Source organism: Arenibaculum sp., assembly GCF_035998295.1.
In the GTDB taxonomy this organism is placed as follows: domain Bacteria; phylum Pseudomonadota; class Alphaproteobacteria; order Azospirillales; family Azospirillaceae; genus DASYHS01.
Window position 1 is genome coordinate 14,400 of record NZ_DASYHS010000040.1, and the last position, 21,819, is coordinate 36,218.

The 21,819-nt window shown below is 71.1% G+C and carries 23 protein-coding genes and 1 riboswitch; of the genes, 12 read left to right on the plus strand and 11 right to left on the minus strand.

Annotation, left to right across the window (positions count from 1 at the left end):
• Window positions 1-42: 42 nt before the first annotated feature.
• The 5 genes from VGO20_RS04105 to VGO20_RS04125 all read left to right on the plus strand — a co-directional run bounded on the left by VGO20_RS04105 (window position 43) and on the right by VGO20_RS04125 (window position 4,120).
• Entirely contained in the window at window positions 43-1,218 is a 1,176-nt protein-coding gene (locus tag VGO20_RS04105) for an acetyl-CoA C-acetyltransferase (protein WP_327501020.1), read from the plus strand.
• Between the two features lie 198 nt (window positions 1,219-1,416).
• Window positions 1,417-2,139 (plus strand): acetoacetyl-CoA reductase, encoded by a 723-nt coding sequence (phbB, locus tag VGO20_RS04110; protein ID WP_327501021.1) that lies wholly within the window; start codon window positions 1,417-1,419, stop codon window positions 2,137-2,139.
• 24 nt (window positions 2,140-2,163) lie between these two features.
• A complete protein-coding gene (locus VGO20_RS04115; RefSeq protein WP_327501022.1) occupies window positions 2,164-2,619 on the plus strand; it encodes a carboxymuconolactone decarboxylase family protein in 456 nt (151 codons plus the stop codon).
• Window positions 2,616-3,077: an NUDIX hydrolase gene (locus VGO20_RS04120; RefSeq protein ID WP_327501023.1), complete on the plus strand. Its 462-nt coding sequence runs from the start codon at window positions 2,616-2,618 to the stop codon at window positions 3,075-3,077. The genes VGO20_RS04115 and VGO20_RS04120 overlap by 4 nt, the downstream gene beginning before the upstream one ends.
• Window positions 3,074-4,120, plus strand: coding sequence for a zinc-dependent alcohol dehydrogenase family protein (locus tag VGO20_RS04125; protein WP_327501024.1), 1,047 nt, complete (start codon window positions 3,074-3,076; stop codon window positions 4,118-4,120). Before VGO20_RS04120 ends, VGO20_RS04125 begins: the two co-directional genes overlap by 4 nt.
• Here VGO20_RS04125 and VGO20_RS04130 read toward each other — a convergent pair.
• Window positions 4,095-4,733 (minus strand): gamma carbonic anhydrase family protein, encoded by a 639-nt coding sequence (locus VGO20_RS04130; protein ID WP_327501025.1) that lies wholly within the window; start codon window positions 4,731-4,733, stop codon window positions 4,095-4,097. The genes VGO20_RS04125 and VGO20_RS04130 overlap by 26 nt on opposite strands.
• A 133-nt stretch (window positions 4,734-4,866) precedes the next feature.
• On the opposite strand from VGO20_RS04130, the gene VGO20_RS04135 reads away from it, so the two are divergent.
• Complete coding sequence (locus tag VGO20_RS04135) at window positions 4,867-6,540, plus strand: alpha-amylase family protein (protein WP_327501026.1); 1,674 nt, start codon at window positions 4,867-4,869, stop codon at window positions 6,538-6,540.
• Here the strand turns inward: VGO20_RS04135 and VGO20_RS04140 are convergent.
• The 4 genes from VGO20_RS04140 to thiO all read right to left on the minus strand — a co-directional run bounded on the left by VGO20_RS04140 (window position 6,527) and on the right by thiO (window position 9,319).
• Window positions 6,527-7,156: a thiamine phosphate synthase gene (locus VGO20_RS04140; RefSeq protein WP_327501027.1), complete on the minus strand. Its 630-nt coding sequence runs from the start codon at window positions 7,154-7,156 to the stop codon at window positions 6,527-6,529. The genes VGO20_RS04135 and VGO20_RS04140 overlap by 14 nt on opposite strands.
• A complete protein-coding gene (gene thiG, locus VGO20_RS04145) occupies window positions 7,153-7,923 on the minus strand; it encodes a thiazole synthase (protein ID WP_327501028.1) in 771 nt (256 codons plus the stop codon). Before thiG ends, VGO20_RS04140 begins: the two co-directional genes overlap by 4 nt.
• A gap of 23 nt (window positions 7,924-7,946) precedes the next feature.
• Window positions 7,947-8,153 (minus strand): sulfur carrier protein ThiS, encoded by a 207-nt coding sequence (gene thiS, locus VGO20_RS04150; RefSeq protein ID WP_327501029.1) that lies wholly within the window; start codon window positions 8,151-8,153, stop codon window positions 7,947-7,949.
• On the minus strand, window positions 8,150-9,319 hold the full coding sequence (thiO, locus tag VGO20_RS04155) for a glycine oxidase ThiO (RefSeq protein WP_327501030.1): 1,170 nt from the start codon (window positions 9,317-9,319) through the stop codon (window positions 8,150-8,152). Before thiO ends, thiS begins: the two co-directional genes overlap by 4 nt.
• Window positions 9,314-9,410, minus strand: a riboswitch (TPP riboswitch). (Overlaps the previous gene by 6 nt.)
• 138 nt (window positions 9,411-9,548) lie before the next feature.
• Between thiO and VGO20_RS04160 the strand changes: the two genes are divergently transcribed.
• From VGO20_RS04160 to VGO20_RS04175, 4 genes are all read left to right on the plus strand, one after another.
• Entirely contained in the window at window positions 9,549-10,433 is an 885-nt protein-coding gene (locus VGO20_RS04160) for a DMT family transporter (RefSeq protein WP_327501031.1), read from the plus strand.
• Between the two features lie 85 nt (window positions 10,434-10,518).
• A complete protein-coding gene (gene zapE / locus VGO20_RS04165; protein ID WP_327501032.1) occupies window positions 10,519-11,658 on the plus strand; it encodes a cell division protein ZapE in 1,140 nt (379 codons plus the stop codon).
• A gap of 194 nt (window positions 11,659-11,852) precedes the next feature.
• Window positions 11,853-12,029 carry a hypothetical protein gene (locus VGO20_RS04170; protein WP_327501033.1) on the plus strand — a complete coding sequence of 59 codons (177 nt, stop codon included), beginning with the start codon at window positions 11,853-11,855 and terminating at the stop codon, window positions 12,027-12,029.
• 118 nt (window positions 12,030-12,147) lie between these two features.
• Window positions 12,148-12,708, plus strand: coding sequence for a Fic family protein (locus VGO20_RS04175; RefSeq protein ID WP_327501044.1), 561 nt, complete (start codon window positions 12,148-12,150; stop codon window positions 12,706-12,708).
• A 50-nt stretch (window positions 12,709-12,758) separates the two neighbouring features.
• On the opposite strand, the gene VGO20_RS04180 is transcribed toward VGO20_RS04175, so the two are convergent.
• Both VGO20_RS04180 and VGO20_RS04185 read right to left on the minus strand, forming a co-directional pair.
• Entirely contained in the window at window positions 12,759-15,005 is a 2,247-nt protein-coding gene (locus tag VGO20_RS04180; RefSeq protein WP_327501034.1) for an esterase-like activity of phytase family protein, read from the minus strand.
• Between the two features lie 170 nt (window positions 15,006-15,175).
• Window positions 15,176-15,928, minus strand: coding sequence for an O-methyltransferase (locus tag VGO20_RS04185; RefSeq protein ID WP_327501035.1), 753 nt, complete (start codon window positions 15,926-15,928; stop codon window positions 15,176-15,178).
• 293 nt (window positions 15,929-16,221) lie between these two features.
• On the opposite strand from VGO20_RS04185, the gene VGO20_RS04190 reads away from it, so the two are divergent.
• Window positions 16,222-16,983 (plus strand): response regulator transcription factor, encoded by a 762-nt coding sequence (locus VGO20_RS04190; protein ID WP_327501036.1) that lies wholly within the window; start codon window positions 16,222-16,224, stop codon window positions 16,981-16,983.
• On the opposite strand, the gene VGO20_RS04195 is transcribed toward VGO20_RS04190, so the two are convergent.
• Genes VGO20_RS04195 through VGO20_RS04210 form a run of 4 tightly spaced genes read right to left on the minus strand, consistent with a single transcriptional unit; the run spans window position 16,973 to window position 20,873 of the window.
• Window positions 16,973-18,016: a sensor histidine kinase gene (locus tag VGO20_RS04195; RefSeq protein WP_327501037.1), complete on the minus strand. Its 1,044-nt coding sequence runs from the start codon at window positions 18,014-18,016 to the stop codon at window positions 16,973-16,975. The genes VGO20_RS04190 and VGO20_RS04195 overlap by 11 nt on opposite strands.
• Before the next feature lie 22 nt (window positions 18,017-18,038).
• Window positions 18,039-18,428, minus strand: a complete 390-nt coding sequence (locus VGO20_RS04200) for a DUF1987 domain-containing protein (protein ID WP_327501038.1) — start codon at window positions 18,426-18,428, stop codon at window positions 18,039-18,041.
• Between the two features lie 7 nt (window positions 18,429-18,435).
• Window positions 18,436-18,987 (minus strand): SiaB family protein kinase, encoded by a 552-nt coding sequence (locus VGO20_RS04205; protein WP_327501039.1) that lies wholly within the window; start codon window positions 18,985-18,987, stop codon window positions 18,436-18,438.
• A gap of 47 nt (window positions 18,988-19,034) precedes the next feature.
• Entirely contained in the window at window positions 19,035-20,873 is a 1,839-nt protein-coding gene (locus tag VGO20_RS04210) for a hybrid sensor histidine kinase/response regulator (protein WP_327501040.1), read from the minus strand.
• Between the two features lie 204 nt (window positions 20,874-21,077).
• Between VGO20_RS04210 and VGO20_RS04215 the strand changes: the two genes are divergently transcribed.
• A complete protein-coding gene (locus VGO20_RS04215; protein WP_327501041.1) occupies window positions 21,078-21,818 on the plus strand; it encodes a substrate-binding periplasmic protein in 741 nt (246 codons plus the stop codon).
• Window position 21,819: the final 1 nt, after the last annotated feature.

A 21,819-nucleotide genomic window follows, 5' to 3' on the forward strand; every position in this document is an offset into this window, starting at 1 on the left:
ACGCGCGAGCGGCGCGACGGCCATCAGCCAAGGAGCGCACCCATGACCGAGGTCGTTATCGCCAGCGCCGCTCGGACGCCCATCGGTTCCTTCAATGGAACGTTGAGTTCCCAGACGGCCCACGCCCTGGGCGAGGTGGCGATCCGCGCCGCGCTCGAGCGGGCCGGGGTCGAGGCCGGAGAGGTCGACGAGGTCGTGATGGGCCAGATCCTGACCGCCGGCCAGGGCCAGAACCCAGCCCGCCAGGCCGCGATCAACGCCGGCATCCCGGTCGAGCGGACGGCCTACGGCATCAACCAGCTCTGCGGCTCCGGCCTGCGCACGGTCGCGCTCGGCTTCCAGGCGATCCGGCTCGGCGACGCGTCGGTCGTCGTCGCCGGCGGCCAGGAGAGCATGAGCCAGGCGCCGCACTGCATGCATCTGCGCAACGGCGTCAAGATGGGCGACACGCAGATGATCGACACCATGATCCGCGACGGGCTGTGGGACGCCTTCAACGGCTACCACATGGGCAGCACCGCCGAGAACGTCGCCCAGCAGTGGCAGATCACGCGCGAGGACCAGGACCGCTTCGCCGCGGACTCCCAGCGCAAGGCGGGCGAGGCCCAGCGGTCCGGCCGCTTCCGCGACGAGATCGTCCCCGTCACGATCAAGACCCGCAAGGGCGAGACCGTCGTCGACGCCGACGAGTACCCGAAGCCGGACACCACCTTCGAGACCCTGTCCAAGCTGCGCCCGGCCTTCTCCAAGGAGGGCACCGTGACCGCCGGCAACGCGTCCGGCATCAACGACGGCGCGGCCGCCCTCGTGCTGATGGGCGATGCGGACGCGGCGCGGCGCGGGATCAAGCCGCTGGCGCGGATCGTATCCTGGGCGACCGCCGGGGTCGATCCCTCCATCATGGGCGTCGGGCCGATCCCGGCCAGCCGCAAGGCGCTGGAGCGCGCTGGCTGGACGATCGACGACGTCGACCTGATCGAGGCGAACGAGGCGTTCGCCGCCCAGGCCTGCGCGGTCGGCAAGGACCTCGCCTGGGACCCGTCGAAGGTCAACGTCAACGGCGGCGCGATCGCGCTCGGCCATCCGATCGGCGCCTCGGGGGCCCGTGTGCTCACGACCCTGCTGCACGAGATGATCCGGCGGGACGCGGGCAAGGGCCTCGCCACCCTGTGCATCGGCGGCGGCATGGGCATCGCCATGTGCGTCGCCCGCGACTGACGTCGCGCCGCGGCACCTCGCCGCATCCGTCGTGCCGATCCTTGATCCGGGTCCGTCGAAACCCAGGTGATCGCTCGTCGACGATGGAAGTGGCGACGTGCCGCTCGCGCAGCGCGGGTATCGCCCCGAGGGTGGACGGCCATCGGTAGGGGTATCTGCATCGTCGAAACAACACCGTGGCGCTACAGGGAGGGAGTGATGGCACGAGTTGCAATCGTTACCGGCGGAACCCGGGGCATCGGCGAGGCGATCTCTGTCGGTCTCAAGGACGCCGGCTACAAGGTCGCCGCCGTCTACGCCGGCAACGACGAGAGGGCGCGCGATTTCACCGAGCGCACGGGCATCGCCGCCTACAAATGGGACGTCAGCCAGTTCGACGGCTGCCGCGACGGCGTCGCCCGCGTCGAGGCCGATCTCGGTCCGGTCGAGGTGCTGGTCAACAATGCCGGCATCACGCGGGACTCCGTGATGCACCGCATGACGTTCGAGCAGTGGAACGAGGTGATCCAGACCAACCTCACCTCCTGCTTCAACATGTGCCGTACGGTCATCGACGGCATGCGCGAGCGCAATTTCGGCCGCATCGTCAACATCGGCTCGATCAACGGCCAGGCCGGCCAGTACGGGCAGGTCAACTACGCGGCGGCCAAGTCCGGCATCCACGGCTTCACCAAGGCCCTGGCCCAGGAGGGTGCGGCCAAGGGCATCACCGTCAACGCGATCGCCCCCGGCTACATCGACACCGACATGGTGCGCGCGGTGCCGGCGAACGTGCTCGAGAAGATCGTCGCCAGGATCCCGGTCGGCCGCCTCGGCCGCGCCGACGAGATCGCGCGCGGCGTCCTGTTCCTGGTCGGCGACGATGCCGGCTTCGTGACCGGCTCGACCCTGTCGATCAACGGCGGCCAGCACATGTACTGAGGCGTGCTCGTCGAGGGTTCCGGGATGCCGCCGCGCATCCCGGCCCTTGCCGATCCGCGACGAACGCCGGGGGCATCCGTGATCGAGTACGAGGACGCTTCACCCGAGGTCCGCGCCGTCTACGACGACATCATGGCGACGCGCCGGACCGACCGGGTCAACAATTTCTGGAAGGCGCTCGCGCATCATCCGCCGACATTGGCGCGGACATGGCGCGACCTGCGCGAGGTGATGGGGGCCGGGGCGCTCGACCCGCTGACCAAGGAACTGGTCTACCTCGCGGTCAGCATGACCAATTCCTGCGAATACTGCATCGCGAGCCATTCGGCCGCCGCGCGCGCCAAGGGCGCCACCGACGACATGCTGGGCGAGCTGATGGCGGTCGTCGGCATGGCCAACGAGACCAACCGCCTCGCCGCCGCCCTGCGGGTGCCCGTCGACGCCGCCTTCGAGGGCGAACCCTGGCCGCGCACGGGATGAGCCACGCTTCGCGCCGGGAGTATCCCGACCGTCCCTGGGTCGGCGTCGGCGTCGTCGTGCGCCGGCAGGGGCGCGTGCTGCTCGTCCGGCGCGGGCGTCCGCCGCGGCTCGGCCAGTGGGGCCTGCCCGGCGGCGCCCAGCATCTCGGCGAGACCGTGGCCGAGGCCGCGGTCCGGGAAGTGCGCGAGGAGACGGGCCTGGACGTGGTCCCGGCCGGCGTCGTGACCGTCGTCGACGGCATCACCCGCGATGCCGAGGGCGCGGTGCTCTATCACTATACGCTGGTCGAGGTCGCGGCCGACGCTCCGGACGGCGAACCGGTCGCGGGCGACGACGTCGACGCCGTGCGCTGGGCGACGCCGGAGGAGGCCGCCTCCCTCGTCGAATGGGGCGAGACGCTGCGCGTGATCGCGCTCGCCCTCCGGTCCGCTCCCGAGGAAGGAAGCCCCCCACGATGAAGGCCGCGATCTTCAACCGCTTCGAAGCGCCGCTCGAGATCGTCGAGGTGGCCGACCCCGATTGCCCCGCCGACGGCGCGGTCGTCCGCGTCGAGGCCTGCGGGGTCTGCCGGTCGGACTGGCACGCCTGGAAGGGTGCCGATCCCGACGTCGCGGCACCCCATGTCCCCGGCCACGAGTTCGCGGGCGTCGTCGAGGCGGTCGGGCCGGAGTGCCGGCGCGTCCGGGTCGGCGACCGGGTCACGGCCCCGTTCATCCTGGCCTGCGGCGCCTGCCCGGACTGCCTCGGCGGCGAACCCACGGTGTGCGCGAACCAGCACGTCGTCGGCTTCTCGGCCTGGGGCGCCTTCGCCGAGTTCCTGGCGGTCCCGCATGCCGACTTCAACCTCGTGCGCCTGCCCGACGCCGTCGGCGCCGTCGAAGCGGCGGGCATGGGCTGCCGGGTCACGACGTCGTTCCGCGCCCTGGCGGACCGCGCGCATCTGCGGCCGGGGGAATGGCTGGCCGTCCACGGCTGCGGCGGGGTCGGCCTGTCGGCGGTGGCGATCGGTGCTGCGCTCGGCGCCGCGGTGCTGGCGGTCGACGTCAACGACGAGGCGCTCGACATGGCGCGGGCACTCGGCGCCACCCTCACGCTGAACGCCGGCGCCGTAGGCGACGTCGGCGAGGCGGTGCGCGAGCTGACCGGCGGCGGGGCGCAGGTGTCGGTGGACGCGCTCGGCATCACCGAGACCTTCCACAACTCCATCCGCGGCCTGCGCAAGCTGGGCCGCCACGTCCAGATCGGCATGCCGCTCGGCCGCCATGCCGAGCCGGCGCTGCCGCTGCTCGACCTCGTCTATTCCCGGCAGATCTCGCTGATGGGGACGCGCGGCATGGCGGCGAACCGCTTCCCGGCCCTGCTGGAGATGATCGCGGCCGGGCGCCTCGACCCCGCGCGGCTCGTGACGCGGCGGATCGCGATCGAGGAGGCGGGCGCGGCGCTGGCGGCGATGGACCGGTACGCCGGCGCGGGGATCACGGTGATCGACCGGTTCCGCTAGGGTCGTTCTCCGCCAGCGGCACGTCCTCGCCGTGGCTGCGCAGGAACGCGGCGTAGCGCGCCGTCAGCGCGGGCATGACCGTCTCTCCCGGCGGGGGCCGCTCGACCCCGAACACGGTGCCGAAGAAGTCGAGCGGCTTCAGGAGCCGCGAGATCTCGTCATGCCGGTCGGGCGGCAGGATGCTGGCCGGGTCGCCGACCGCGACCCAGTTCATCGGCACCACCGACCCCGCGGGCAGCACGGTGCGCAGATGGACGATCCCGTTGATGCGGACCACCGTCCGGGCGCCGATCCGCGCGCCGTTGAACACGGTGGCGCCGGTCGCGAGGAACACCTCGTCCTCGACGGTGCAGCCGGTCAGGCAGGCGCGCGGGCCGACCAGCACGTTGCTGCCGATCGTGACGGGGGCACCGCGCACGCCGCGGATGACGGCCGTGTCCATGACGACGCAGTTATCCGCGATGCGGACCGGCCCGCTTTCGGCGACGATCACGGCGCCGAAGCCGACCGAGCAGTTGGCGCCGATGGTGACGTCGCCGCACAGCACGGCGTTGGGGGCGATCCGGCTCGACGGGTCGACGACCGGTCGGCCGCCGCGGCGTTCGAAATGCATGGCGATCCCTCCTCGACGGGACGGAGAGCTTCCGACGGCCGGCCTTGCGCGTCAAACGCCGCGGTGCGGCACGCAACGATTTCGGTCGCGGGGGTGTTGGCCGGGCACAACGGCCGGAAGGAGAAGGGGCGCCATGGACATCACCCGGACCAGCGACGCCTGGTGGATGAACGCGGTCTTCTATTGCCTCGACGTCGAGACCTTCCAGGACGGCGACGGCGACGGGATCGGCGACTTCGCCGGACTGATCCAGCGGATCGACTACCTGGCCGGGCTGGGCGTGAGCTGCCTGTGGCTGATGCCGTTCTACCCCTCGCCGAACCGCGACGACGGATACGACGTCACCGACTACTACACGATCGATCCCCGGCTCGGCAGCCTCGGCGACTTCGTCGAGTTCGTGCGCACCGCGCACGACCGCGGGATACGCATCATCGTCGACCTCGTGGTCAACCACACGTCTTGCGAGCACCCGTGGTTCCAGTCGGCCCGCTCGGACCCGGACTCGCCCTATCGCGACTGGTACGTGTGGAGCGACGAGATCCCGGAGCACGGCCCCGACGGCCTGGTCTTCCCCGACCAGGAGGAGAGCAACTGGGAATGGGACGAGGTCGCCGGGCGCTACTACCTGCACCGCTTCTACAAGCACCAGCCCGACCTCAACGTGACCAACCCGGCCGTGCGCGACGAGATCCGCAAGATCGTCGGCTTCTGGCTGCAGCTCGGCGTCTCGGGGTTCCGCGTCGACGCGGTGCCGTTCCTGCTCGAGATCGGGGGCGCTCGCGAGCCGGAAGGCTTCGCGCCGCACGACTGGCTGCGCGACCTGCGCTCCTTCCTCGGCCGGCGGCGGGGCGACGCGCTGCTGCTGGGCGAGGTGAACCTGGAGCCGGAGCAGGTGCGCCGGTATTTCGGCGGCCAGAGCGGCGACGAGCTGCACATGTGCCTCAACTTCAACCTGAACCAGTCCCTGGCGCTGACGCTGGTGCGCGAGGACGCGGGGGCGCTGGTCCACGGGCTGCGCGCGTTGCCGTCGCTGCCGGCCGACGCCCAGTGGGGGAACTTCCTGCGCAACCACGACGAATGGACGCTCGACAAGCTGACCGAGGCCGAGCGTCAGGAGGTGTTCCGCGCCTTCGGTCCGAAGCCGGAGATGCAGATCTTCGGCCGCGGGCTGCGCCGGAGGCTGCCCACCATGCTGGACGGCGATCAGGCCCGGATGCGGATGGTCTACAGCCTCATGTTCGCCCTGCCGGGCGCGCCGGTGCTGTTCTACGGCGAGGAGATCGGCATGGCGGAGAACCTCGACATCCCGGGCCGGATGAGCGTGCGCGCGCCGATGCAGTGGTCGAACGAGCACAATGGCGGCTTCTCGACCGCGCCCTCCGACCGGCTGCGCCGCCCCATGGTCGAGGGCAAGCGGTGGGGGCCGGCAGCCGTCAACGTGGCGGCGCAACGCCGCGACGACGATTCGCTCCTGAACTGGATGGAGCGCCTGATCCGCCGCCGGCGGGAGACGCCGGAGATCGCCTGCGGCGCCTGGAGCCTGCTGCCGGTGCGCGAGGCGACCGTGCTGGCGATGCGCTACGACTGGGGGCCGCGGACCGTCATCATCGTCCACAACCTCGCCGAGGCGCCGTGCAGCCTGTCCTTCGAGGTCGGGGAGGCCGCCGGGTGGAAAGGGCTGATCGACCTGTTCGGGCGGGGCGCCTTCTCGCTGAAGAAGGACGGCACGGTGACGGTCGAGCTGGAGAGCTACGGCTGCCGCTGGTTCCGGGTCCGGCGGGAGGACGAGGTCATGCTGCTGTAGGCCGCATCGCGGCGAGCAGCGCCGCGACCGCCGCCGCCGGGTCGGGTGCCCGCATCACCCCGCCCATCACCGCCACGGCCGCGGCCCCGGCGGCGAGGCAGGCGGCGGCATTGGCGGCATCGACGCCGCCGATCGCGACGACGGGCACGGGGCACGCGCGCGCCGCCGCCCCGAGCCCTTCGAGGCCGAGTGCCGGGCCGTAGCCGGGCTTGCTGGCGGTCGCGAACACCGGGCCGACGATCACGTAGTCCGCGCCTGCCGCCGCAGCCGAGGCGGCCTCGACGGCCGCATGGACCGAGCGGCCGACCAGGGCGCCCGGCCCCAGCAGCGCCCGCGCCGAGGCGACGTCGCCGCCGGCCGGCAGGTGGACGCCGTCCAGGCCGGCGGCCAGGCCCGCCGCGGCCTCGCCATGGAGCGTGACCGTCGCGCCCATTGGGCGGCCCAGGGCCGCGACGGTGCGGGCGAGTGCCGCGAGGTCCTCGGGCGCCAAGTCCTTCTCGCGCACGCTGAGCCACCGGCAGCCGCCCGCGAAGGCGGCCTCGGCCACCCGCTCCAGCGCCGCCGCCGCCTGCTTGCGGTCGGTGACGACGAGAAGCGGGGCGGGCAGCCGCCTCACGTCCCGATCAGGCCGAGCTGCGGGCTCGACGGTTCGGCATGGGTGACGCGGGGGATGCGCCCGGCGAGCCGGGCCAGCCGCCCGCCATCGACCGCCGCCCTCATCGCCGCCGCCATCGCGACCGGGTCGCCCGCGCGTGCCACGGCCGTGTTCAGCAGCACGGCCGAGCAGCCGAGCTCCATCGCCAGCGCCGCATCGGAGGCCGTGCCGATCCCGGCGTCCAGGATCACCGGTACCGAGCTGCGCGCGCAGATGTGCTCGATCGCCCGCGGGTTGCAGATCCCGAGGCCGGAGCCGATGGGAGCGCCCAGCGGCATCACCGCCGCCGCGCCGGCGTCGGCGAGCTTGCGGCAGGTCACGGGGTCGTCGTTGCAGTAGGGCAGGACGGTGAAGCCGTCCGCGACCAGCTCCTCGGTCGCGCGCAGCAACTGCTCGACGTCGGGATGCAGCGTCTCGCGGTCGCCGATCACCTCGACCTTGATCCAGTCCGTACCGAGCGCCTCGCGCGCCAGCTTCGCCGTCAGCACGGCGTCGCGCGCGGTGGCGCAGCCGGCGGTGTTGGGCAGCAGCCGCCAGCGCCCGCCCAGCAGGTCGACCATGCTCTCGGCGTAGGATTCGAGGCTGATCCGCCGGATCGACACGGTCACGACCTCCGCGCCGCTCGCGGATATCGCGTCGAGCATGACCTTGCGGTTGGGATAGCCCGAGGTCCCGATCAGCAGGCGCGAGCCGAGCGCCTGCCCGGCGAGCGTGAATTCGTCGGCCATGTCCTTCTCCTCCATCCGCCGGCTCAGCCACCCTGGAACGGGCGGACGATCTCGATCTCGTCGCCGGCGCCGAGGCGGTGCTCCTCCCAGCGCGACGACGGCACCACCTCGCCGTTGACGGCGACGGCGACGCCCTTGGGCGCCGTGACGCCCCGGCTGCGCAGCAGCTCGGCCACGGTCGCCGCCGACAGCGGCTCGGGCTGGCCGTTGACCCGGATGTCTGCGTTCATCTCGTTCCTCCGGTTGCGAAACGGTCGAGGCCGAACCCCGCGATCCCGTCCGGCACCGTCCCGTCCAGGACCAGCCGGCTGACCGCGTCGACCGTGACCGGCGTCAGCAGGATGCCGTTGCGATGATGGCCGGTGGCGAGCACGAGCCCCTCGACCGGGGTCGGCCCCAGCACCGGCGCGTCGTCGCGCGATCCCGGGCGGAAGCCGACCCAGGTCTCCTCGATCGCCAGTTCCTCGATGCCCGGCAGCGTGCGCCAGGCCCCTTCCAGCAACGCCAGCATGCCGCCCGCGGTAATGGTGGTGTCGAAGCCGCGCTCCTCGACCGTCGCGCCGACCAGCAGCCGCCCGTCCAGGCGCGGCACGAGGTAGACGCCCGGCGTCCACACGACGTGGCGCAGCAGCGGCTCGCCCTCATGCATCCGCAGCGCCAGCATCTGGCCCTTGATCGGCCGCACCGGCGGCCGGGCCTCGTCGGGCACGCCCTCGATGCGGCGCGACCAGGCGCCGGCCGCCAGCACGACGACGTCAGCGGCGTGCGCCTGCGCGCCGACGGCGACGCCGCGCGCCCGGCCGCCTTCGACCAGGACGCGGCCGACCTCCGCGTGCTCGTGGACGCGCGCGCCGGCCGCCTCGGCCGCCCGGCGCAGCGCCGCGGCCAGCAGGCGGTTCTCGACCTGATGGTCGTGCGGGCTGTACAGCGCCGCCGAGACCGAGGGGCTCAGATAGGGTTCGCGCCGGCGGACCTCGCCGCCGGTCAGCCAATGGGTCTCGACCCCGGCGTCCTGCTGGAGGCGGTGGTTGAAGCGCAGCCGGCCGACGTCGTCGGCGGTCAGCGCCACGACCAGCGTCCCCTCCGTCCGGAGCTGGACGCCGATTCCGGACGCGGCCTCGACCTCGGCGGCGAAACCGGGCCAGAGCGAGCGGCTCAGCAGGTTGAGGCGCAGCAGGGCGTCCTCGCCGGGCTCCGTCTCGACCCCGGCGGCGAGCATGCCCGCCGCCGCGTGGCTCGCCCCGGCGCCGGCAGCACCCCGGTCGAACACCGCGACCGCGCATCCCGCGGCCGCGAGCCGCCACGCGATGCCGAGCCCGATCACGCCGGCGCCGACGATCGCGACGCGCGGGCGCGCGCCTGGTGCTGGAGGAGGAAAGAGAGGGGAGGGCGTCACCGGTTCCGGGCTTCCTTCGCTGGCATTATCCAGGCAGGTTCGATGGGTCTGATCTCAGCCGCGCGACCGCGCGGCACCCCAGCCGAGGCCACCTTCGCGCGCCGCGGGCCGGCGCGCAAGGGGATTCGGGCGCGCTTCCCATAAGGAACGCGAGTGGGACCGATCGGAACATTTCATTGTCTTTTCGCAGGCCCATCCGCCAGCGTGGCCTCCTCGATCAGGAGGTCGCATGGCCTGTCACAGCATCGCAAAGCCCGGGATGGCCCCGGGCGTCCCGCTTCCCTTCTCGTTCGTCGTCCTCTGGAGTTCCGGCTACATCGGCGGCGCCGTCGGCCTGAACTACGCCGAGCCGTTCACGATGACGTTCCTGCGCTTCGCGCTCGCCGGTGTCCTGCTGCTGCTGATCGCGGTCGCGACCCGGGCGCCGTGGCCGGCGAGCCGGCGCGAGGCGGGACACATCGCGGTGGTCGGCCTGCTGATCCAGGCGGTCCAGTTCGGCGGCCTGTATTCCGGGATGAACGCCGGCGTCTCGGCGGGGGTGTCGGCGCTGATCGTGGGGCTGATGCCGATCCTCACCGCGCTGGGTGCCGGCTGGTTCCTGGGCGAGCGGGTATCCCGGCGGCAGTGGTTCGGCCTCTGCCTGGGGCTGGCGGGCGTCGTCGCCGTCGTCGGCGACCGCCTCACCGCGGGCGGGGACGCCGGCGGGTTCCTGCTCGTCGGGCTGGCCCTGTTCGGCATCACGGCCGGGACGCTGTACCAGAAGAAGTTCTGCGCCGGCATGGACCTGCGGACCGGCGGGTTCATCCAGATGGCGGTGGGCGCCCTCGCGTTGCTCGTCCTCGCGGGCATGGCGGAGACGATGGAGATCCGCTGGACCGCCGGCTTCGTCGGCTCGCTCGCCTGGCTCGCGGTGATGAACTCGATCGGGGCGGTCAGCCTGCTGTTCGTGATGATCAGGCGCGGCGAGGCGACCAGGGTCGCGAGCCTGTTCTACCTGATCCCGCCGATGACGGCGCTGATGGCCTCCGTCGTCCTCGCCGAGATGCCCGGCCTCGCGACGGTGGCCGGCTTCGCGCTTGCCGCCCTCGGGGTCCGCCTGGGCACGCGCAGCTGAGGCCCGGCTTGGCCGCGGTCTTTGCACGGCCGCCGGGTTTGCGCTACCAATGGCCGCCCGCGAACGACCGCACCAGATCCAGCCCATGCCCAGCCAAGGCCCCCTGGCCCTCTACCGCGAACGCCGGGGCACCGGCACGCTCAAGGCGGACGCCGCGCAGGAATACGCGGCCGAACGGCTGCAGAGCCTGCACGCCGCGCTGAAGGAATACCGGCCCTCGACCGGCAAGGCCGGCTGGCGCGAGCGCTTCGGCCTCGGCCGCCGCCAAGCGGAGCCGGAGCCGCCCCAGGGCCTGTACATCTACGGCGACGTCGGGCGCGGCAAGTCCATGCTGATGGACCTGTTCTTCGAGGCGTCCACGGTCGAGCGCAAGCGCCGGGTGCATTTCCACGCCTTCATGCTGGAGGTCCACCGCCGCCTGCACGAGATGCGCAACGCGCGCGCCGGCAAGGCCGACCGCAGCGTCGACGAGAGCCTGCCCGAACTGGCGCGCCAGCTCTCGGAGGAGGCGTGGCTGCTGTGCTTCGACGAGTTCCACGTCACCGACATCGCCGACGCGATGATCCTGGGCCGGCTGTTCACGGCGCTGTTCGAGCGCGGCGTGGTCGTCGTCGCGACCTCGAACTGGCCGCCGGACGACCTCTACAAGGACGGCCTCCAGCGCCACCTGTTCCTGCCGTTCATCGCGCTGCTGAAGGAGCGGATGGACGTGGTCGAGCTGTCGGGGCCGGTCGACTACCGGCTGGAGCGTCTGAAGGGGCAGGCGGTCTATTTCCACCCGCTCGGCCCGGCGAGCCGGCAGGCGATGGCGGACGTCTTCGCCCGGCTGTCGGACGGCAGGGAGCCGAAGCCGGCGGCGCTGTGGACGCAGGGCCGCAAGGTGGAGGTGCGGCGCGCCTCGGGCTCGGTCGCCTGGTTCTCCTTCGAGGAGCTGTGCTCGCGTCCCCTGGGGGCGGCCGACTACATCGCGATCGCGACCCATTACGGCACGGTGCTGGTCGACGGCGTGCCGCGCCTGAAGGCGGCCCAGCGCAACGAGGCCAAGCGCTTCATGACCCTGATCGACGCGCTCTACGAGCACAAGGTCAAGACCGTGATCGCCGCCGAGGTCCCGCCCGAGCGGATCTACGAAGAAGGCACCCACGCCTTCGAGTTCCAGCGCACCGTCAGCCGCCTGATGGAGATGCAGAGCGAGGACTACATCGAGGCGCAGCACCTGACGTGAGGATAGCAACGCGGGGCGCGATCTACGACGTGCTCAGGGGATGCTGGAGGAAGCGGGGAATTCTATCCGGCTCTCGTGACTTCGCAAGTGCCGGCTTGTTCACTAGGATGTGGCTATCGGACTTTATATCCGGTAGATTTAACTGCTCGTGTCGGCATGCCGGATGCAGCTAAGAATTGTGGAGGAACATGTAGATGGAATATTCACTTGACACGCTGGTTGAAATGGCGCGCCGGGTGAAAATGACTCCGGAGCAGGAAGAGTCGCAGCGGCGAAGCTTCGCATATGGGAATGTGGCGTTTGAGAATCCCCTCGTCACGCGCGAGATGATAGACCGTGCTGCGGAAACCTTGCGGAGCCATGGCAACTGAAGGGAGGGAGGGAGACCGCCACAGCGAGGGCCGTACTCCTGATCTAATCACCGACCCGCATCAACGAGCCGAGCGTGAATCGCTCAATGGCGTTGGGCAGGTTCGCGTCTTGTACGAGATGATCGACGAATGGTTGCAGCCGGGTCGTATCTTCCAGTTGCGCCCTTCGCGGATCTTACAGCTTCATAGGCCTGCGTTGGACGGGCTTAGCTTATTTGCTGGATTATGGCGCCCAGGTGGTGTCGATATCCATGGCAGTCGTCATAACCCGCCTGGAGCTCACCTCGTGGCGGGGCTCATTGAAGAACTCTGCGACTATGTCAATAGTCACTGGGATCGCCCAGCCATACATTTGGCCAGCTACGTCATGTGGCGGCTGAATTGGATCCACCCTTTTGACGACGGAAATGGCCGCACTGCTAGAGCAGTCGCCTATCTAGTGCTGTGTACGAGACTGGGCTTCCGTCCTCCAGGCGAGCCGACAATCCCGGATCAAATTGTCAGCAACCGCAAGCCTTATTACACGGCGTTGGAAGCTGCCGATGCGAGCTTCGCTGAAACCGGTGTTCCTGATATCTCTGCAATGGAAAAGCTTCTCGCCGACATGTTGGCGGCTCAGCTACTGCACGTGGTTGAGCGGGCATACGGTCAAAGCATCGACTTGAAAAAGGAAGAATAGGTACGGGCACTTCGGAGAGCGGCCGCCTCGCGGCGGCCGCTCCCCGCTCCTCACTTCGCCGCGGTTCGCACCGGGCCCAGGCGCAGGAACTGGGTCTCGCTGACCGCGCCGTCGACGCCGTCGTTGTCGGTGACCGCGACCATGGTGCCGTCGGCGGTCACGGCGAAGCCCTCGACCTTGTCCGGAGTCCAGCCCTTGGCCGCCGCCATCGCCGGCAGCAGGTCGAGCATCGCCGCCTTCTCCACTCTGGGCGCCGGCTCGCCGGCCGGGGCCGGCGCGACGTCCGCCAGCGAGACGCGGTAGACCATCTTCAGCGCGGCGTCGGGGCCGCCGCGGTTGTCGCGCTCGAGCACCGCGAACTCGCCCTTGCCGAGATGGGTGATCTCCGACAGGCCGACCCAGCCGCCGGCCGGGCTCTTCGGCGCGTCGAGCGGGTAGGCGACGAAGCCCCAGGCGCCGTCGGCCGGGGTGTAGACGGCCAGCTTCACCATGCCCTTGGCGTCGTCCTTCCACGACCGCTGCACGGCGAGGACGACGCGGGTCGTGCCGCCGGCATCGACGTATTCGCTGACCCCCTCGAAGCCGAAGCGGCTGGCCGCGGCGGCCACGGGCTCGGGCAGCGGCACCTCCTCGACCACCGTGCCGTCGGCGCGGACCTTGAGCAGGCGGTTGTCCATGCCCTTGTCCGGGTTGCCCTCGCTGGCGAGCCAGAAGCCGCCGTCGGCGGCCACCGCGATGCCTTCCAGGTCGTATTTCCCGGCGGCACCACCGGTCACGTCGACATGGGAGACGATGCGCGCCGGCGTGTGCGCCGCGTCGATCGTGAAGATGCGGGCGACGTCGTAGAAGCTGTCGCTGACCGCGTACAGCCGGTTCGCGTCGCGCGGGTCGGCGGCGAGGCCGGACAGCGCGCCCCAGCCGATCGGGGCGCCGGTCGCCGGATCGGCCTGCGAGACGATGGTCGGGTAGGCGGGGGCGGCGGCGGTGCGCCGGTAGATGCCGATGGTGGCGCGCACGCCCTCCTCGGCGTCGTCCTCCTCGGAGGCGACCACCAGCAGGTCGCGCGACGGGATCGCGAGGACGCCCTCGGGGCCGGTGCCGGTCGGCAGGACCTGGAGCAGCTCCGGTGCTACGCCGGCGCCGCGGTCCTCGAACACGGCGACGAGGCCGGCGCGCTCGGCGTTCACGAAGAACAGCGGCGTGCCGCCATAGACGCCGGCCGCCACGCCTTCCGGCTCCACGCCCTTCCTGGCCGCGCGCTTGGCGGGGTAGTGGCCATGCGCCATCGCCAGGTGCTCCATCAAGGCGCCGCTCTCGTATGCCACCTCGCCCCCGGCGGTCCAGATCGTGAAACCGCGCGAGCCGCCCTGGTAGTCGCCCTCGTCGGCGGTCACGAAGCGTGCGCCGTCGAGCCACGCCACCGCGTCCGGCTCGCGCCGGACGTCGGCGAGGCTGCCGGTGCCGTCGACCCGCCGCCCCTCGGCGGTCGGGATCGCCGACAGGCTCGCGGTGCCGGCGGAGAAATGGCCGGTCACCGCGCCCGCCTCGAGGTCGACGAGCGTGAGATGGTTGTTCTCCTGCAGGGTCACGACCGCGACGTTGTCGGCGTTGATCGAGACGAATTCCGGCTCCGGGTCCTCCGGCGCCACCTCGGCCAGCCCGGTCAGCGCGATTTTCGCGGGCCCGCCGCAGTCGGCCGGCATACCGTCCCCGCCGAGGCGGAACACGGCCAGATACCCGGCCGGCGGTTGCGGCAGGGCGCCGCCGTCCAGGTCCTCGTCGCGCTCGTTCTCGACGGCGACCGCAAGGAAGCGGCCGTCGGGGCCGGCGGCGAGCGAGTCCAGCTGGCCGCCGACGTCGCAGCGGGCGACAACCTCGCGGCTCGCGACATCCACCACCGCAACGTGGCCGGACGGCTCGGCATGGGATGCGCTCGTGACGACCCCGACCAGCGCGTGGCCGCCCACGACCGTCACCGAGGTCGGCTCGCCGTCGAGCGCGGTGCGGCCCAGCGGGCGCGGGTCCGAGGGATCGGCGATGTCGACGAACGCGATCGCCGCGCCGGGGCTGTCGGTGTGCACGAGCGTCATGCCGTCTCCGGTGACGGAGACGATCTCGGCGACGGTCTCGGTCGCGCGATCGGTGCCCTCGGGCAGCGTCTCGTGAACCGGAAGCGTGGCGATGCGGTCGAAATACGGAGCTTGCGCCGCCTGCGCGCCGCCAGGGGCGTCGAGTGTCGGGCGACCGGCGACGCCGAGCGCCAGGGAAAAGGCCATCAGGCCGAGGAAGGGTTTCATGGTTTCGAGGCTCCATCCCGGATGAACCCCGATGCCGCGGCCGGCCATGGGCGGGCGCACGGGCCGCGCCTCGTTTCAGGCAGCGCCGCATGCGGCGAGGCGGCCGAAAGGTGCATCGGCTCCCGTGACCCTTTCGTGACGCTTCAGGGAAGGTTGAGCGACATGCGCCATCAGCCCGGTGGGGCGGAGAGGCGGTATCCGCCCTTCTCGCAGTGGAGATCCTCCAGCGTCAGGTGAGGAAACCGGTCCATCCAGTCCCGGATCATTGCCTGCTCGTCCGGTCGGTCGCCGTCGTCCACGTAGACGGCCCCTCCGGGACCAAGCCGCGGGATCAACAACGGCCCCGCCGGCCAGCGCGCCTCGGGTCCGGTCCGGGCGGGCGGGCCATCGACGAACAGCAGGTCGATCCGGTCCGGCAAGGAGACCTCGCCGTACCAGGGCGCCGTCCGCCCCTCCACCCAGCGTTCCACGATGGGCGTGCCGAGCACCTCGGTGCGGTCGCCGACGCCCCATTCTTCGAGCATTGCCCTGGTCCTGGCCGCGAATTCGGGCGCGTGGTCGATGCTGACGATCCGCCCGCGGCCGACCTTGCGGCAGGCCAGGGCGAGCACCAGCGTGGAAACCCCGCTGCCGCATTCCACGATGCACTCCGGCCGCCGTTCGAGCACGTGCTTGACGAGAGCCAGGAGAATGTCCGGCGAGGCCGCCCAGCCCCGCATCGGCGGCAGCGGGCGATCCACCCCCAGCGTGTGTTCCAGCAGTCGCAACGATTGCGTCTGCTGGAACTGGTGAGCCGATTCGTTCTTGATCCGCTTCAGCGTCAGCGTCGTCCGATTCTCGATCTCGAACGTCTTCAGATGGATCCTGCGGACCTTGAACGCCAGCCAGCCGAGCATGGCCAGGCCCGCCAGGCCGACGGACATGAAAGCGAATATGCCAAAGCTCATCATCCGAGCAATGCTCCCGGCCCGGGGTGCCTCATGCCGGCGACGGTATGTCCGCCCGGCTTGCTCTGTGCTAACAGGGTCGGAGGATGTTTCATCCTCGCAAATCGGACTTCCCGCGATGATGGCTGCCGTACCCGTTCCGGTCGCCCGCCATCCCGCCCTATTAATCTCTCGTCAACCATTCAGTTCTATGCATTAGAGTTCGAACCTCCAAGACGGGCAGGGGCCGCGCGAGCGGGCCGCCTCCCGCGCCGGCACGAGGAATGGGGATGGGGCTCCTCGGTCAATGGCATTCGCCGCAGCCCGGCGGCGCCGGGGCATCGGTCTCCGGCGGGGCGCGGATCGTGGTCGTCGAGGACGAGACGGCGCTGCGCGAGGACCTCGTCGAGTACCTGCGCCACTGCGGCCATTTCGCGGTCGGGGTGCCCAGCGGCGCCGTGCTGGACGAGTTGCTCGGGCGCAGCGCCTTCGACCTCGCGATCCTGGACGTCGGCCTGCCGGGCGAGGACGGTTTCGCGATCGCGCGCCGCCTGCGCGAGCGCTCCGGGATCGGCATCGTGATGCTGACCGCGCGCGGCCAGTCGGCCGACCGCATCTCCGGCCTCGAGATCGGGGCCGACGCCTACATGGTCAAGCCGGTCGAACTGCGCGAGCTCGAGGCCCAGGCGAGGACGCTGCTGCGCCGGGTCCGTTCCTCCGGCGTGCCGGATGCCGCCGCGTCCCCGGTGCCGGGCTGGACGTTCGAGCCGGTGACCTGGCGCCTCGTCGCCCCGTCGGGCGCCGCCGTCCGGCTCACCGCGGCCGAAAGGCAGTTCCTGGCCCTCCTGACCCGCCATCCGGCCCAGCCGGTCTCGCGCGCGGAAGTGTTCCGGATGCTGGGCAAGCGCCAGTGGGAGGCGGGGGACCGCTCGGTCGACTCGCTCGTCCGCCGGCTGCGCGCCAAGGTCGAGCGGCAGACCGGCGAGGACCTGCCGGTCCAGTCCGTCCACGCGATCGGCTACGCCTTCACCGCCCCCGTCGTCATGCGCTGACCTCCCCGTCCGCGCCCCCCGGCGCCGTCTCGGAAAACACGAGCGTCACGGCCGTGCCCTGGCCGGGCGTGCTGTCCAGGCTCAGCCTGCCGCCGAGCGGCCCGGTCGCGAGGTTGTAGGCGATGTGCAGCCCCAGGCCCGTCCCGCCGCTGCCGCGCCGCGTCGTGAAGAACGGGTCGAAGACATGGGGGAGGCATTCCGGCGCGATCCCCCTGCCGTCGTCGCGGTGGACCAGCCGGACCATGTCCGGCGAGGGGCGGTCGACGGTGATCGCGATCGTGCCCCGGTCGCCTTCGCCGTAGGCGTGGAGCAGCGAGTTCAAGGTCAGGTTGGTGACGATCTGGGACAGGGCTCCGGGATCGCCGTCGACCTTCAGGCCCTCCGGGCATTCGACGCGGACCGCGTGCCCGGCCTGGCGCAGCCGGGGCTGCAGGCTGAGCAGGACCTCCTGGAGGTAGGAGCGCAGGTCGAAGCGCCGCCGCTCCGCGCTGACGCGGTCGACCGCCACCTGCTTGAAGCCCTGGATCAGCTCGGCCGCGCGGCGGCAGTTGGCGAGGATCAGGTCGGCCGTATCGCCCGCGGTCTCCAGGTAGCGGCGGAACTCCTGGCGCCCCGGGCCGCCCGCCTCGACCGAGCGCCGGAGCCGGTCGGTCGCGTCGGAGAGGTGGGAGGCGCAGGACAGGGCGATGCCGACCGGGGTGTTGACCTCGTGCGCGACCCCGGCGACGAGGGCTCCCAACGAGGCGAGCTTCTCGGACTGGACCAGCGTCTCCTGGGCCTCCTCCAGGCGCTTCAGCGCGTCCTCGGCCTCGCGGCGGCGGTTCGCAAGCTCCTGGTTGACGGTCGCGAGCTGCTCCTGGAGGCGGTCGCTGACCCGCACGAGGCGCCGCTGCTCGCGGTAGCCGCGCTCGTAGGCGCCGATCAGCGCCTCGACGCCGTCCCTCACCGCCGGGTCGGCATCGGCCAGCCTGCCTCTCAGCAGCCTCGCCTCGTCGAGGACGCGCTCCTCCGTGTCGAAGAGGTTGAAGGTCATCGCGAAGGATGCTCCCGGCCGGTCAGGCCGGCGGGACCTCGGCCAGCCGGAAATCGACATGGTCGAGATCCTCGGAGAAGTCCTCGCCGAACTCCTGCATCGTATCGTCGCCCGGCGCGTAGCGCCAGTCGACCCGCACGGGCCGGCCGCGGGCCGCCTCGGCCTCCAGCATCTGCAGCAGGTTCATCAGCACCTTGGCCGTGCTGCTGTTGAAGTAGATCAGCTCCACCGTCAGGCGGACGGGGGGGCCGTCCCGACGCTCCAGGAACCCGCGCAGCTCGGCGACGACGGGCCCGAAGAAGCTGGCGGCGTCCTCGGGATAGGATTCGCCCCGCAGCGTCAGTTCGCCCGTCTCGAAGTCGAAATCGACTTCGGGCGACCGCTCGGTCGCCGCAATCCTCATCGCGCTCATACCGTCCTCAGATGCATGCTTTCAGGCAGAAGAAGACCCTGCCGTCGCCGGCGGGGGCGAAATCGTACTCGATGGGCTCGCTCGCGCGTCGCGCGATCTCGATCAGCCCGATCGTCGCTCCCCGGCTGTCGTCGTCGGGAGCGGCGCGGAGCTGCTCCCGGTAGTAGGCCTTGATCCCGTCCTTGTCGAGGCTGCGCAGGTGCTTGAGCCGGGCTTCCAGCTTCGGCACCTCGGACTCGCGCACGGCGTTGCCGCACACGATGAAGAACCGGCCGCCCTCGATGCCGATCGTCACCATCCCGGCGCTCAGCTCCACCTCGCGGTCGAGGCTGCCGCTGACCTTGTCCGCGGAGTAGCGGATGATGTTCTGGACCTGCTCGACGAAGACCGAGAAGACCCGCTTCACGGTCCCGGTGTCGGCCTCCTCCAGCGCCATCTTCTGCCGCAGCGCCTCGCCCAGCGAGTAGAGGATGCCCTCGGAGACGTATCCGCTGAACGAGAAGACGATCCCGTTGGCATCCAGGGCCTTCTTGAAGGAGGAGTAGGTCTCGGCGAGCATGGTCTGTGTTTCCAAGCCGGAAAGAGGGGCGGGGCCGGCGGCCCCGGTCATTGCCGCGTCCCCGCGGGCAGCGGCAGCGTCACGGTGAAGGTCGTGCCGGCGCCGGGGACGCTTTCGACCGCGACCCAGCCGCCATGGAGCTCGACGACGTGCCGGACGAGGTGGAGGCCGATGCCGGTCCCGGTGACGCCGGCGGCGTTCGAGCCGCGGAAGAAGCGGTCGAACACGCGCGGCAGCTCGTTCGCCGGGATGCCGATGCCCTGGTCGCGCACCGCGACCGCGAGGCCGAAGGGGTCGGGCCGGGCCGAAATCTCGACCTGCGCGTCCGCGGCCGAATACTTCACCGCGTTGGCGATCAGGTTGTTGAAGGCGAGCGAGAGCAGCTCCGGATCGCCCGTCACCGCCTCCGGCAGCCCGTCGACGTCGAGCGTGAAGCGCGCGTCCGGGGAGATGGCGCCGTGGTTCTCGACCAGGGAGGCCAGCAGCCCGGCCAGGTCGAACGGCCGCGCCTCGACGGCCAGCGTGCCCGTGTGCAGCCGGTCGTCGGCGAGGTAGGATTCGATCAGCCCGTTCAGCCGGCGCACGCTGCTCCGGATCGACTGCAGCCGGGGCCGCGTGCCGAGGTCCTGCTCGTCGATGCGCAGCGCCAGCATCTGCGCCGCGCTGTCGATCACGGCAAGCGGCGTGCGGAACTCGTGCGAGACCATGGACAGGAACTGGCGCTGCCTGTCGGTCGCCTCCAGCTCGCGCTGCAGCGCCACTTCCGTCCGCTCCTTGGCGGCGGCGAGGGCCTGCTGCTTGGCCGCGATCTCCGCGGTCCGGGCGGCGACGCGCCACTCCAGCGTGTCGGTGAGCGCGGTCAGGTCCTCGTACAGGCACACATTGTCGAAGCCGACCGCGACGCGGCTGCAGAAAAGCTCCAGCAGCCGGTGGTCGTCGGTCGTGAACGGGTCGGGCCGCTCGAGCAGGAAGACCGTGGTGCCGTGCTCCAGGGTGCGGAAGGCGAGGATGCAGCGGTCGCGCTCGTACCGGCTGTTCTGGGTCCTGAAGGTCTCCTCGAGCTGCCTCGCGAGGTCCCCCGGCAGGCCGGAGGCGACCGGCTGCCCGACCAGGCCGGCATACCGGCCCGACCCCGCGACGGCCGTGATCTGCCGCGTGCCCGCCCGGTCGCTGTCCCGGCACGCCAGCACCGAGCTTTCCGCGCTGTCGAGCACGCGGTGGAGCTGCCCGGCGATGCCCTCGATCAGCGTGCGCATCGACCGCTTCTCGAACAGCGGGGCCGAGGCGTTCAGGATGCGCTCCAGGCCGAGCCGGTGGCGCTCGATCGTGACGATGTCGCGCCAGGAGCGCAGCGCCCCCACGATCGCCGTGAACAGCTTCTGGGAGGTGAGCTCGGTCTTGCTCTTGTAGTCGTTGATGTCGTAGTCGACGACCACGTCCTGCTCGGGCGCTTCGCCGGGCTGCCCGGTGCGCAGGATGATGCGGATGCGGCGGTTGCCGAGCTCCTCGCGGATGCGGCGCACCAGGACGAGGCCGGAATCGTCCGCCTCCATCACGACGTCGAGCAGCGTGACCGGGATGTCCGGGCATTCCGCGAGGATGGAATGGGCATCCTGGGCCGAGCGTGCGCTGACGACCTCGAAACGCCGTCCCTCGAACGCGTAGTCGCGCAGCAGCACCCGCGTCATGGCATGCACCTGCGGGTCGTCGTCGACGACCAGGATCAGCCAGGGGTCCGCGGCCTCCCGAGCCCGCGACGTGTCGTCCGGCCCGTCCGGCGCGAAAAGCGGGGCATCGTCGTCGGGCGACGCGGCGGAGGCCGGGATCGTCGGCTCCGTCCGGCCGAACGCGTCCGTTCCGGCGATGGAAGTGCCGTTCTGGTACATGCGGTTCGTGCGTCCCCGGCGGTTTCGGTCTCGCGAATAGCAGGCCACAACGCCCGATCCCCGGTCAAACCGCCATTCGTGACCAAATGTGACGACCGGCGTGCCGGACGTTTCGTTCCGTCCCCGGCGCGCCGGTGCTTGTATTGCGCGTGCCGGCTGAGGTACACCGGCCGGGCAGTCGCCTGCAACGCCGAAGGAGGCCCGATGTTCAGGACCTTGGGTGCGGCCCTCGCGATGCTCCTCGCCGCAGCGTCCGCGGTCCACGCCCAGACGCGCTACGTGGTCGGGGTCGAGAACATCGCCTACATGCCCTACTATGCCTACGAGGACGGGCGCTACGGCGGCTTCGTGCGCGCGGTGCTGGACGCCTTCGCCGCGGACCGGGGATACGCCTTCGAGTACCGCCCGCTGCCGATCCAGCGCCTCTACGCCCGTTTCCTGGACGGCACCGTCGACTTCAAATTCCCGGACGCCCCGGAATGGCGCCAGGAGCTGAGGGCGGGCCACGAGATCGCCTACAGCGCCCCGGTCGCGGACTACGTCGACGGCACGATCGTGCCGGCCGGGAAGCCGGCGGCGAAGGACGAGATCCGCACGCTCGGCACGGTCGCGGGCTTCACGCCCTGGGCCTGGGCCGACGACCTCGGTTCCGGGGGCGCCGTCCTGTCGGAGAACGGCAGCTTCGAAGCACTGCTGGCGCAGGTGCTGAACGGCCGGGTCGATGCCGCCTACGCGAACGTCGCGGTCGTGCGCCACCAGCTCGACCGGCTCGGGCGACCGGGCGCGCTGGTCTTCGCGCCCGACCTGCCGCATGTCCGCGGCGCCTATCATCTCTCGACCACGAAGCATCCCGACGTGATCGCGGAGTTCGACGCGTGGCTCGCCGCCAACGCCGGCCGCGTCGCGGAGATCCGCCGCCGGTTCGGCATCGACGGGGAGGAGTGAC